The following is a 12235-nucleotide window of genomic DNA, read 5'->3' as shown; positions in this document are numbered from 1 at the left end:
CCGCTTGAGTGCGAAGCGCTCACAAAAGGGGCCGCTACGCAGCCCAGCGGGAGCAAGCTCCCTCGCCACGGGGGTGGGGTGTTGGGCAGGTTTACAGAGTGGAACCTACCGGTGCCGCATCCAATCTTCGGGCAATCACATCCATCACATCACACCCATCACGCAGCGGGATGCAGCAAAGCTGTGCCAGATCTTGCAAGGTTGCGGGATCGATGGTCAGTTCATCACGCATCGCCAGGTTCTCGAGGAATTGGGTGGCGGCGCGGATTCGGTAGGCGGCTGAGTCAAGCAGGATGTGTAGCGGGGCGGTAGTGTCGACGTAGAGAGGTTGGTCGTCGGCGTTGCTGGTAAGGCTCATGTATTGGTTCATCAGTAAGCTCCACTGGATACTTGTGCCTACTTCGGGTCGCCAAACCCGGTCGCCATTTGGGCGACGCCAAGACTATAGACGTCACCGCAAAAAATACGCAAGGGATTGATGGAGAAGGGGATTCCCAATCATATGTAGGATAATGCGATCGTTTTAAGGATCCGACCCTAGCGTCTTACAACTCAACATGACCCCCACCTACATCAGGGCTATCCCCAACGCCGCTTAGAAAGTTGCCGCAGTCCTTCCGCCCATTTTTACCCATGCCGGTTAAATGCGACCTGGCACTTCCCCCAAACCCAATCGCGAATTCCAACTAAGCTCGGGATAATACGCGTTGGCTTGAGGTCACAAGCGTTCCCCCTCCATTGTTTTTGGCGGCTGAGAAGGATCGAACGCATGACAGATTGGCTCCAGAGCTATGGAGAAATGGCTGAACGGGTGCGACGCCATGATTGGGAAGGCACCCCGCTGGGGCTGCCTGAACAATGGCCCGATGTGCTGAAGACGACGGTGGCGCTGAGCATGGCCTCGCATTTTCCCCAGGCGATCGTGTGGGGGCCGGACTTGATCACGTTGTACAACGATGCGTTCCTGCCCATTCTCGGAAGCAAGCCCGAGGCGTTGGGTCGGCCGTTCAATGAGGTCTGGCGGGAGGTCTGGAGCGATATCGGTCCAATCGTACAGGCGGCTTTCGAAGGGCAAGCGACTTATATCGAGAATTTCCCCTTGATCATCGAGCGGGGCGGCGGCCCGGAGCCGGCATATTTCACGTTTTGCTACAGCCCCATTCGGGATCAGTTCGGCAAGGTCGTGGGCATGCTCGATACGGTTACCGAGACCACTTCCACGGTGCTCATGACCCAACGCCTGGCCGTGCTCGATGCCATCGGCAGCGCCGTGGCGAATGCCACCGATCCGCAAGCCATCATGGCGACCACTGCGCGGATCCTCGCGGCGCATCTCAACCTGTCCAACTGCGCCTATGCGGACATGGACGAGGACGAGGACGGCTTCACGATCCGCGGCGATTGGGCCTGGGCCGGGTCGCCCAGTATCGTTGGGCATTACCAGTTGGCGGATTTCGGTCGGCTTGCGGTCAACAACCTTCGAGCCGGCAAGCCCTTGGTGATCAACGACAACCTGGCGGAGCTGGTGCCGGAGGAGGCGGCGGCGTTCCAGTCCATCGGTATCGCGGCCACCATTTGCGTCCCGTTGATCAAAGACGGACGTCTTACCGCCCTGATGGCCATCCACGATAAAACCCCCAGGACCTGGACTTCGAACGAGCTGGCCTTGCTGATTGAAGTCAGGGAGCGATGCTGGGCCCATATCGAGCGTGCCCGAGCCGACGCCGCGGTGCGTGAAGGCCTGGCGGCCCTGGCTGAACTGAATTCGACGCTGGAACAACGCGTCGAGGAGCGCACCACACGGCTCAAACAGACCGAAGCGGCGCTGCGCCAATCGCAGAAGCTCGAAGCCATCGGACAGCTGACCGGCGGGGTGGCCCACGATTTCAACAACCTGCTGACGATCATCCGTTCTTCGGTGGACTTCCTGCGCTTGCCCAGCCTGTCTGACGAGCGCCGACAACGCTATATGACGGCTGTCTCCGAAACTGTGGAGCGGGCTTCCAAGCTGACCAGCCAGTTGCTCGCGTTTGCCCGGCGCCAGCCGCTGAAGCCGGAAGTCATCGACGTTGGCAAGCAAGTGCAGAGCCTGGGCGACATGCTGCAAACCGTCACGGGGGCGCGGATCCAGGTCATCGTCGAATTGGGCGATCGACCTTGTTACATCCGTGCCGACTTGAGCCAGTTTGAAACGGCGCTGATCAACATGGCCCTCAACGCCCGGGACGCGATGAATGGCCAGGGCACGCTGTGGCTTCGGCTCACATGCGGTAATGGCATGCCGCCGATCCGCGGCCATGCCGGCGCAGGGCAGCACTTCGCGGCCATCGCCCTGGAGGACACCGGCACAGGCATATCGCCGCAGGATCTCGAGCACATCTTCGAGCCATTCTTCACCACCAAGGAGGTGGGGAAGGGAACAGGCCTGGGATTGTCCCAGGTGTTTGGCTTTGCCAAGCAATCGGGCGGCAACGTTGACGTTTCGACCGTGCTTGGCGAGGGAACCGTCTTCACCCTGTACCTGCCGGAGGTCGAGCATGAGACAAGGCATGAGCCGATAAAGGAAGAGATCCCCTCACTGGTGTTGGAGCAGGGCAAGCGTCGGGTACTGGTCGTTGAAGACAATCTGGAGGTCGGGCGCTTTGCCAACCAGATTCTTCAAGACCTTGGCTATGAAACGGCCTGGGCAACCAACGCCGAAGAGGCGTTGGAAATGGTCGGCGTGGATGCGATGGCCTTCGACGCGATATTTTCCGACGTGGTCATGCCGGGCATCAGTGGTATCGCCCTGGCTCGGGAGCTGCGTCGGCGTCGCCCGGATCTGCCGGTGGTGCTGACTTCCGGGTACAGCGAGGAGCTGGCCCACAGTGGGCATGAGGGGTTCGAATTTCTTTCCAAACCTTACTCGGCCGACCAGGTTTCCCGGGTGTTGAGCCGGACGATGCTGGGCGTCGAGTGAGTGTTTCCTTTTTGAAACAGTGGGTTCCATTCGTCGGCGAAGGCTTTGGTGAATGTGCGGTCCGTTGATGACCAGCTAGTCTCACTTTCGTGAGGGCCAATATTTTCAGGCAATCGGTTGTTGCCGGTATCGGCCTTGGCAAAAAGGGGAAAGACGATGGGAGCACCGTACAGCGAGGAGAACGGAGCCGCGTACCCGATCAACGAAGGTTTGCAGTGTGGTCAGGCCGCTTATCGATCGGACTTTGGCGACGAGCCAATCAAGTCCATCAGGACGAAGGTGTCCAAAGTGCAGCGAGGGGAAAAAGCCAAGTTTTTACCCAGGATTCCGCTCAGGAAATAATGCAAGCGCAGCCCCGTCACCGAACGGGGCTTTTTTTCGGACTTGGGAAAAGCGGAGTTTTGTAAATATTTTTAATCTTTTTCCTACAGACAATTGCTTTCACGTTTCTTTCACACTCGAGTAAGTAGTCTGAGCTCATCCGTTAGAAAGCAGTACCTGCCCGTTTCCCCAGCGGGCTTTTTTTTGCCTGTTATAAAACTACCGTTGCGTTTGTGGTCCAACCGTCAAGGCTGACGCGGTTTGGCGTACACTCGCGCCCGCGCGCACCGACTCTATTTCCCGATGCGGCATTCTTGAGGTTTCTATCATGCGTTTGACTTTGTCCACCTTGGTGCTTGGGCTTGTGGTCGCTCAGGGCGCGATGGCCGCTGGCGACGGTACCGCAGCGGTTGGCGGTGGTCTTGGCGGTGTCTTGGGTAATGTGGTCGGCCAGCAAATGGGTGGCAGCACCGGCGCCGCGATTGGCGCCGGTGTGGGTGGCGCCGCCGGCAGTGCGGTGGGCGCTCGCAAGGGCAGCCGTACGGAAGCGGCCATTGGTGGCGGGCTGGGTTCGGCCGGTGGTTCGATCGTTGGCAACCGCTTGGGCGGTTCGACGGGCTCTACCATTGGTGCGGGCATCGGCGGGGCGGCGGGTGGTGCCTTGGGCAGCAACCTGTCCAATGATGGTGATGGGCATTCGGGTGGCAAGAAGCATAAGCACAAGAGAAAACACCGCTAAGCGCATGCATGCATGAACAAACCCGGCCTTGTGCCGGGTTTGTTCTTATTGGGCATTTCCCCGGAACGTTTAACGCTCCACCTCCTCGAATCCATACACCCACTTGCGATTGCGAGGTATGCCATGACGCCGGAAACCGAAGGAAAGGAAGAAAAAGGCCCCTCGGGCGTGCCCTTCATCAACGATCCGGGTGTCAACGACCCGGGCAATGAAGACCCCGGCTCGCTAATGGACGACGCCCAGGTTCCCTTGATCGAAGATGAAGACGCGGAGCTTGAGGACGAGTCCTACAAGTAATCGCGCTTGTTCCTGAAACGGCATCACCAGGAGGCCATCATGTCAGCTGATTCGCCTGTTCCCGACGACGATGAAACCCCGGAATACCCGCTGCCTTCGCCCACCGATTCGCTGAGTCGCGATCAGCGACCACCCGATGACGATAGCGGCATCGAGCAAGTCCCAAGCGACGATCAGGACGTCGAGGCGACGCCGGACGACCCGGATATCGCGGGCGACGATGCGTCCGGCAAGCCAAGCTGACCCTCACCCCCCCGTCCGTCGATTTTGCGGCACCATCGGCGCGCCATGGTTGCCAGACATCAGGTAGTTATCTTGAAAAGGAGACTTACCATGATGAAGACAAACGTCACGGCCCTGGCGCTGGCCGGGATTCTTTCGGCCAGCGCAGGGACGGCTTTCGCACAATCCTCGGACGGCGCGCCGGTCGACAAGGGAGGCATGCCGCCTTCGACCCAGATGGACGCCGGGTCCACCACCGATGCCAGTGGCAATGCGTTGCCGCCAGGTTCGGTGAGTGGAGGAAATGGCGGCGATGCCAGCGGCAGCAGCACCAGCCCCGGCACCGGAAGCGGCTCGACCAGCGGTGGTAGTTCGATGGGCGGCGATTCTTCCAGTGGAGGTGGAACCGGTACCAGTGGCAGCGGTGGCAGCTCGGGCGGCAGTGGCTCGGGGTCGAGCGGCTCCGGCAGCTCGGGTCAATAACCGCTGCATCGTCATCCAAACCGATTCCGCTTTTGTGGCGAGGGAGCTTGCTCCCGCTGGGGTGCGTAGGAGCTGTCGAGTGCAACGAGGCTGCGATCTTTCCAAAGACACTTGAATCTCAAGCGAAAGATCAAAAGATCGCAGGCTTCGCCAGCTCCTACAGAACCGAGCGGGAGCAAGCTCCCTCGCCACAAAAACCGTCCATGGATTTCCCATTGCCGGTTCCAAGCCTCCTTAGCTATTCTGCTGAATCCTTTAAGGCGAACACGCTACGCTGGCCGCACCTGAGCCATCCCTGGAATGTTGTGTTGATAACGGATCAGATGCGATGAATGCACCACTGAAAAAGTTTGGCCCCATCAAGGCTGTGATTTTCGACATGGATGGCTTGTTGCTCGATACCGAGGGCATCTACACCGAGGTGACCTCCATTATCGCCGAGCGCTACGGGCGCACGTTCGATTGGAGCGTCAAGCAGAACATCATCGGGCGTGGGGCCACGGATCTGGCCAATTACGTCGTCCAGGCGCTGGAATTGCCGATCACCCCTCAAGAATTCCTGATCATCCGCGAGCCCCTGATGCGCGAGCGTTTTCCCCACGCCATGGGGATGCCTGGCGCCGAGGAGCTGGTGCGGCATCTGAAGGCCCACGACATTCCGATTGCGGTGGGAACCAGTTCGTCGAGCCCTACCTTTGCGCTGAAAACCACGTTGCACCGGGACTGGTTCGCGTTGTTCGATTGCATCGTGACGGCGGATGACCCAGAAGTCGGGGCGGCGAAACCGGCGCCCGATATCTTCCTCACCGCCGCCCGGCGCCTGGGTGTCGAGCCTCGCGACTGCCTGGTATTCGAAGATTCACCGTTCGGCGTGACTGCTGCGAAAGCCGCTGGCATGACCGCCATCGCCATTCCGGATTCGGCCATGGCGGACGAAAAATACGCCCACGCCGACGGGATCATTCGCTCCTTGAGGATGTTCCAGCCAAGCCTGTGCGGTTTGCCGGAATTGGAGTGGGCATGACAACCGCTTCGACATAATGGAAAAAGCCGGTCAGGGTCCAGCCCTGACCGGCTTTTTTACGAGTTGATGTCAGGCGCCAAAACCACCGTCGATGGTCAGGCTGGCCCCGGTGATGTATGCCGCTTCAGGGCCTGCCAGATAAGCGACGAAGCTGGCAATTTCTTCCACCGTGCCGTAACGACCGACTGCCATGAGGTCCATCAGGCTGGAGGCGAAGTCGCTGTTGGCCGGGTTCATGTCGGTGTCCACCGGGCCGGGCTGCACGTTGTTGACGGTGATGCCGCGCGGGCCGAGGTCACGGGCCAGGCCTTTGGTCAGCCCCACCAGCGCAGATTTACTCATGGCGTACGCGGCGCCGCCGGCGAAGGGCATGCGGTCGGCGTTGGTGCTGCCGATGTTGATGACCCGACCGCCCTCGGTCATGTGCCGCGCGGCGGCCTGGGTGGCAACGAACACGCTGCGCACGTTGATCGCCAGGGTCTGGTCGAAATCTTCGAGTTTGAATTCTTCCAGTGGCCCCATGGCCAGCACGCCAGCATTGTTGACCAGGATGTCCAGCCGGCCAAAAGCTTCGACGGTGGCGGTGACGGCGTTACGGACGGCGTCGGCATCAGCGCTGTCGGCCTTGATTGCCAAGGCTTTGCCGCCGGCTGCGGTGATGCTGTTCTGCAGTTCTTCGGATTTTGTACCGGAGCTGACGTAAGTGAACGCTACGGCAGCGCCTTCTGCGGCGAGGCGTTTGACGATGGCGGCGCCGATGCCGCGGGAACCGCCTTGGATCAAGGCGACTTTACCGTTCAGTGCTTGAGTACTCATGTATTTCTCCAAAGGTGCCGGGGCGAAATGCCGCGGTTGATGGGGCGAGTATCAAGACTAGGCTATCGGCTGGGTAGACCTTCGTTGATATAGTCTGTGTAAACCAAAAGTTTATAGTGGGCGCCATGGAGAGTTTCAGCAGTATCGAATGTTTTGTTCGCAGCGCCGAGGTCGGCAGCTTCGCCGAGGCTGCGCGACGCCTGAGCCTGACACCCGCGGCGGTGGGCAAGAGCGTGGCCAAGCTTGAGGCGCGCCTGGGCGTGCGGCTGTTCCAGCGCAGCACTCGCAGCCTGACCTTGACCGAGGCCGGGCAGCTATTCCTGCGAGAAGTAGGCAGCAGTTTCAATACGATCCAGAACGCTGTCGCCAACCTCGCCAGCGCCGGGGGGCAGCCAGCCGGCACGCTGAAGGTGAGCATGGGCACGGCGTTCGGGCGTTTGTTTGTCGTGCCGTTGCTGGGGGAATTCCTGGGACGGTACCCGGCGATCAACCCGGACTGGCATTTCGATAATCGCCAGGTTGACCTGATCGGCCAAGGCTTCGACGCGGCCATTGGCGGCGGTTTCGAACTGCCCCAAGGCGTGGTGGCGCGCAAGTTGACGGTGGCTCATCGCGTGTTGGTTGCATCCCAAGCGTATCTGCAGAGTCACTCCGCCATCTTTGAGCCGCAAGACCTGGCGCCACATCACGGCATTCTGATCCGCTCACCGCAGACTGGGCGGATCCGTTCATGGCAACTGACCAGCCGCAACCGGGAACACAGCCCGTTGACGCTCAAGGCGCAGATGACAATGAGTGACTCGGAAGCCGCTTGCATCACCGCAGCCCAAGGGTTGGGCATCGCCATGGTGAGCATGCCGTTTGCCGTGTCGTACCTGGACAGCGGCGAGTTGCAACGAGTGCTGCCAGACTGGTATGTCGATGACGGCAACATCTCTATCTATTACGCCGAACACAAACTGCTGCCAGGCAAGACCCGGGCGTTCGTGGATTTCATCATCGAGCGGTTTGCCGAACTGGGGTTGGCCAAGCGGTTCAGTGCGGTTTGAGTTGGGCGCTGGATTGAGTTGGCTCTAATCGCGAGCAAGCTCGCTCCCACAGGATTTTGCAATAAACACACTTTGTGTGGACGCTGGAAATCCATGTGGGAGCGAGCTTGCTCGCGATTCGGCGCGCCACGGTCTAAAGCTGTGAACTCACCGCCCAAACCGCCCCGGCCAGCCAACGATGTTTTTCGGCCGAGGCGTCGCATAAGTCCGCACCTTGGACGTTGACAGCCCCAGCCGCACCAGCGATTCGGCAATCGTCACCGCCGCCGTCACCCCATCGACCACCGGCACGCCGGTGCGCTGGCGGATCTGCTCATCGAGCCCGGCCATGCCGCCGCAGCCCAGGCAGATCACTTCGGCCTTGTCCTGGCTGACCGCCAGTTCGGCTTGCTGCACGATGGCTTCGACGGCCCGTTGCGGGTCTTGCTCCAACTCCAATACCGCCAGGCCGCTGGCCCGCACCGAGGCGCAGCGGTCGAACAGGCCGGACAGCTTGAGCCGGTCTTCGATCAGCGGCACGGTGCGGTCCAGCGTCGTCACCACCGAGTAGGCATGGCCCAGGAACATCGCGGTGCTGGCGCCAGCATCGGTGATGTCCACCACCGGCACATCCAGCAGTTCCTGCAGGCCTTCACGGCCATGTTCGCCATAGCCGGCCTGGATCACCGCGTCGAACGGCTGGTCGTAGGACATCACCCGGTCCATGACCGCAATGGCCGCAAGGTAGCTTTCAAAGTTGCCTTCGATGGAGTCGGCACCGAAATGCGGCGTGAGCCCGATGATCTCGGTACCCGGCGCGGCCACTGCTTGGGCTTGTCGGGCAATGGCCTGGGTAATGGACTCGGTCGTGTTGACGTTGACCACTAGAATTCGCATGAGCTGTCCTTTTTTAAATGAAATACCAGGCGACCCGCACCGGCCGGGCCGCTTTCCCTGGGTTAATGGCTGACGTTATCCACAGCGATGGACTCGCCGCTGACGTCCTCGTAGTAAGCCTCGCGCTTGGCAATGATCAGGTACAACAGCCCTGCAATCGAAGCGCCAATCAGCCAGGAAAACGGTGAAACGCTGTCGAAACCGGGCACCAGCGCCAGGATAATCGCAATCAGCGCCGCCGGAATGAATGCAGCCACCGCACGCAGGTTGACCCCGTTGCTGTTGCTGTAGAAATACGCGCCGTTTGGGTCCTCGCCAATTGACCGATTAAACAGGTATTTATTTGTCCGGCGGACGCCAGTGGAAGGGGGGACGGTTAGGTGGGAGGGGATGTGTAACTTTTAGGGGCAGGCATATCTAAAACGCACACAAAAATGCCACCTGGGGATGACATTTTTTGTGTACAGGGTTCGTCTGTCGCTTAAACGGTCTTGGACTTGGCGATGATATTCCCGGCATGCAGCCCGCATTCCTTCTGCGTAGCTTCTTCCCACCACCAACGACCTTCGCGCTCGTGCTGGTTCGGCAACACCGGGCGGGTGCAGGGCTCGCAGCCGATGCTGATGAAGCCGCGCTCGTGCAGGCTGTTATAAGGCAGCTCAAGCATGCGGATATAACCCCAGACTTCTTCGCTGGTCATCTGCGACAACGGGTTGAATTTGTACAGCGTGCGCTCCGGGGTGGAAAACGCGGTGTCGATTTCCAGTACCGCCACCTGGCTGCGGGTGCCAGGGCTCTGGTCGCGGCGCTGGCCGGTGGCCCAGGCGCGAACGTCGGTCAGCTTGCGTCGCAACGGCTCGATCTTGCGGATGCCACAGCATTCGCCATGACCGTCCTTGTAGAAGCTGAACAAGCCTTTTTCCTTCACGAAAGGGTCCAGTTTCGTATGGTCGGGCGAGATCAGCTCGATGTCGATCTTGTAGTGCTCGCGCACCTGATCGATAAAACGATAGGTTTCCGGGTGCAGGCGACCGGTGTCGAGGCTGAATACCTTGACGTTCTTGTTCAGTTTCCAGGCCATGTCCACCAGCACCACGTCTTCGGCGCCACTGAACGATATCCACAGCTCGTCGCCGAACTCGGCGAAGGCCAGCTTGAGGATGTCCTGCGGGGACTTGTTGGCATAGGTCGTGGCGAATTCCACGACGTCGAACGATGGGCTCATCAGGGCGGTTTCCTACAGGTCGGTGGCGCTGGGCGCTCTATAGGGGGCTGATGGTAACAAAAGCTGCCGGGACTGGCGCGTTCCTGTGCGTTGCGCGGGCTTCGACGAATGGCTAGAGTCGGCAGGCCTTTTGTTCGCTCAACCGATAAACATCAGAAAAAATGGGAGTGTCTTGTGGAAATTGCCTGTCTCGACCTGGAAGGTGTGCTGGTCCCGGAGATCTGGATCGCCTTCGCTGAAAAAACCGGGATTGAATCCCTCAGGGCAACCACTCGGGACATCCCCGACTACGACGTGCTGATGAAGCAACGGTTGCGCATCCTTGATGAACACGGGCTAAAGCTCTCCGACATCCAGGAAGTCATCGCCACCCTCAAGCCGCTGGACGGCGCCATCGAATTCGTCGACTGGCTGCGCGAGCGGTTCCAGGTGGTGATTCTGTCCGACACGTTCTACGAATTTTCCCAGCCATTGATGCGCCAGCTGGGCTTCCCGACATTGCTTTGCCATCGTTTGATCACCGATGACGGCGGGCGAGTGACCGGCTACCAGTTGCGTCAGAAAGATCCGAAGCGCCAGTCGGTCCTGGCCTTCAAGAGTCTGTATTACCGGGTGATTGCGGCGGGGGATTCCTACAATGACACCACGATGCTGGGTGAAGCCGACGCCGGGATCCTGTTCCATGCGCCTGAAAACGTGATCCGCGAATTCCCGCAATTCCCGGCAGTGCATACCTTTACCGAGTTGAAGCAGGAATTCATCAAGGCCTCGAACCGCTCCCTGAGCCTGTAAACACACAACCCTGTGGGAGCGAGCTTGCTCGCTCCCACAGGGTTGTGTGTCAGGCCGAGGGGATTGTTCAGAGATTCTGCAAGGTATCGAGCAACACCCGAACCTTGGTCATCGATTCCTGATACTCCGCCTCCCAATCCGAATCCGCGACAATCCCCCCGCCGCCCCAGCAGCACACTTGCCCGTCCTTGACCAGCAAACTGCGGATGGCGATTGAGCTGTCCATTTCCCCGCGCACGTCCAGGTACAACAACGAGCCGCAATACAGCCCGCGTCGGGTCGGTTCGAGTTCGTCGATGATTTGCATGGCGCGGATTTTCGGCGCGCCGGTGATCGAGCCGCCGGGGAAGCTGCCGGCAATCAGGTCCAAGGCATCTTTGCCCTCCGCCAGCTCGCCGGTCACGCTGCTGACCAGGTGGTGCACGTTCGGGTAGCTTTCAAGGCTGAACAGCTCCGGCACCCGCACCGAGCCGACACGGCACGTGCGGCCCAGGTCGTTGCGCAGCAGGTCGACGATCATTAGGTTCTCCGCCCGGTCCTTGGGGCTGGCCAGCAGCTCGGCGGCGTGGGCGGCGTCTTCGTCGGGCGTTGTGCCACGGGGCCGGGTGCCCTTGATCGGACGGGTTTCGACGCGGCCTTCGCTGACCTTGACGAAGCGCTCCGGCGACAGGCTCAACACCGCATCGCCTTCCGGCAGGCTTTGGAAGCCTGAGAACGGCGTCGGACACGCCGTCCGCAACGCCTGATAAGCGGTCCAGGCATCGCCGTGGCATTGGGCGCGGAAGCGCTGGGCAAAGTTGACCTGGTAACAATCGCCGGCCTGGATATACGCCTGGATGCGTTCGAATGCCTGTCGATAGGCGTCGGCGCTAAGGTCGGGTGCCATCGGGCCTGCAAGACTGAATGCGGTGGCAGGCGCTGCGGATGGCCAGCTGAACAGCTCGATCAGTCGTTGCCGTTCACTCTCGCCGCAATGGGGATGGAAGACCAATTGGCTGGTGCCGGCCTGGTGATCGGAGATCAACGCCCAGTCGTACAGGCCGAAACGCGCGTCGGGCAATTGCAGATCATCTTGTGCCTGTGAAGGCAAGGCCTCGAGGTGTCGGCCGAAGTCGTAGCTCAAGTAGCCGATCAAGCCGCCGACGAAGGGCAATTGCACCGTCGTTGGGAGTTCCGCATGGCCCAGTTGCGCCAGATGCATCCGAAGACGTTGCAGGAAATCGCTGCCAGTTTCGTCAGGCCGTACCGCCAGTTGTTCCAATGGCCAGGCGCTGAGCAGGTCGTAGCGTCCGCGTTCGGCGCTCGGTCGGCCACTGTCGAGCAGGACGCTGCCGGGGGCATGGCGGATCGCCGCGAAATACTCGGCGGGGTTGGCGCGGTAGGGCAATGGGTGTACGGAGCAGGTTGGCATGGGCGGGGTGGGTCAGCCGTT

At 60.3% G+C, this 12235-nt stretch carries 13 protein-coding genes and 1 pseudogene; 8 read left to right on the top strand and 6 right to left on the bottom strand.

Annotated elements, in window-relative coordinates; translation table 11 throughout:
• Nucleotides 1-91 precede the first annotated feature (91 nt).
• Nucleotides 92-370 carry a short-chain dehydrogenase gene (locus tag AB4N42_RS23285; RefSeq protein WP_323156009.1) on the bottom strand — a complete coding sequence of 93 codons (279 nt, stop codon included), beginning with the start codon at nt 368-370 and terminating at the stop codon, nt 92-94.
• A 399-nt stretch (nt 371-769) separates the two neighbouring features.
• Between AB4N42_RS23285 and AB4N42_RS23280 the strand changes: the two genes are divergently transcribed.
• The 6 genes from AB4N42_RS23280 to AB4N42_RS23255 all read left to right on the top strand — a co-directional run bounded on the left by AB4N42_RS23280 (nt 770) and on the right by AB4N42_RS23255 (nt 6045).
• On the top strand, nt 770-2959 hold the full coding sequence (locus AB4N42_RS23280) for a GAF domain-containing hybrid sensor histidine kinase/response regulator (RefSeq protein WP_460115438.1): 2190 nt from the start codon (nt 770-772) through the stop codon (nt 2957-2959).
• Nucleotides 2960-3608: 649 nt separating this feature from the next.
• Entirely contained in the window at nt 3609-4019 is a 411-nt protein-coding gene (locus AB4N42_RS23275; RefSeq protein ID WP_030137786.1) for a hypothetical protein, read from the top strand.
• A gap of 12 nt (nt 4020-4031) precedes the next feature.
• Nucleotides 4032-4316, top strand: coding sequence for a hypothetical protein (locus AB4N42_RS23270; protein WP_033864399.1), 285 nt, complete (start codon nt 4032-4034; stop codon nt 4314-4316).
• Between the two features lie 39 nt (nt 4317-4355).
• A complete protein-coding gene (locus AB4N42_RS23265; protein WP_198797963.1) occupies nt 4356-4559 on the top strand; it encodes a hypothetical protein in 204 nt (67 codons plus the stop codon).
• A gap of 90 nt (nt 4560-4649) precedes the next feature.
• A complete protein-coding gene (locus AB4N42_RS23260) occupies nt 4650-5021 on the top strand; it encodes a hypothetical protein (protein ID WP_030137788.1) in 372 nt (123 codons plus the stop codon).
• 328 nt (nt 5022-5349) lie between these two features.
• A complete protein-coding gene (locus AB4N42_RS23255) occupies nt 5350-6045 on the top strand; it encodes an HAD-IA family hydrolase (protein ID WP_030137789.1) in 696 nt (231 codons plus the stop codon).
• Between the two features lie 69 nt (nt 6046-6114).
• Here AB4N42_RS23255 and AB4N42_RS23250 read toward each other — a convergent pair whose 3' ends face one another.
• Nucleotides 6115-6861 carry a 3-oxoacyl-ACP reductase family protein gene (locus AB4N42_RS23250; protein WP_030137790.1) on the bottom strand — a complete coding sequence of 249 codons (747 nt, stop codon included), beginning with the start codon at nt 6859-6861 and terminating at the stop codon, nt 6115-6117.
• A 125-nt stretch (nt 6862-6986) separates the two neighbouring features.
• Between AB4N42_RS23250 and AB4N42_RS23245 the strand changes: the two genes are divergently transcribed.
• Nucleotides 6987-7910, top strand: a complete 924-nt coding sequence (locus tag AB4N42_RS23245) for a LysR family transcriptional regulator (protein WP_030137791.1) — start codon at nt 6987-6989, stop codon at nt 7908-7910.
• A gap of 147 nt (nt 7911-8057) precedes the next feature.
• Here AB4N42_RS23245 and AB4N42_RS23240 read toward each other — a convergent pair whose 3' ends face one another.
• From AB4N42_RS23240 to AB4N42_RS23230, 3 genes and pseudogenes are all read right to left on the bottom strand, one after another.
• Nucleotides 8058-8786 carry an aspartate/glutamate racemase family protein gene (locus AB4N42_RS23240; RefSeq protein WP_030137792.1) on the bottom strand — a complete coding sequence of 243 codons (729 nt, stop codon included), beginning with the start codon at nt 8784-8786 and terminating at the stop codon, nt 8058-8060.
• 62 nt (nt 8787-8848) lie between these two features.
• Nucleotides 8849-9100 (bottom strand): annotated as a pseudogene (locus tag AB4N42_RS23235) (NCS1 family nucleobase:cation symporter-1); the annotation flags it as partial.
• Between the two features lie 167 nt (nt 9101-9267).
• Nucleotides 9268-10011: a phosphoadenylyl-sulfate reductase gene (locus AB4N42_RS23230; RefSeq protein ID WP_198797966.1), complete on the bottom strand. Its 744-nt coding sequence runs from the start codon at nt 10009-10011 to the stop codon at nt 9268-9270.
• A gap of 174 nt (nt 10012-10185) precedes the next feature.
• Here AB4N42_RS23230 and thrH point away from each other — a divergent pair, with 174 nt between their 5' ends.
• Nucleotides 10186-10803 carry a bifunctional phosphoserine phosphatase/homoserine phosphotransferase ThrH gene (thrH, locus tag AB4N42_RS23225; RefSeq protein WP_198797967.1) on the top strand — a complete coding sequence of 206 codons (618 nt, stop codon included), beginning with the start codon at nt 10186-10188 and terminating at the stop codon, nt 10801-10803.
• A 67-nt stretch (nt 10804-10870) separates the two neighbouring features.
• Here the strand turns inward: thrH and pabB are convergent, their stop codons facing one another.
• Nucleotides 10871-12214 carry an aminodeoxychorismate synthase component I gene (pabB, locus tag AB4N42_RS23220; RefSeq protein WP_460115437.1) on the bottom strand — a complete coding sequence of 448 codons (1344 nt, stop codon included), beginning with the start codon at nt 12212-12214 and terminating at the stop codon, nt 10871-10873.
• Between the last annotated feature and the right edge of the window lie 21 nt (nt 12215-12235).

Source organism: Pseudomonas sp. H2_D02 (assembly GCF_054677635.1).
This window is presented reverse-complemented; position numbering and strand designations above follow the sequence as displayed.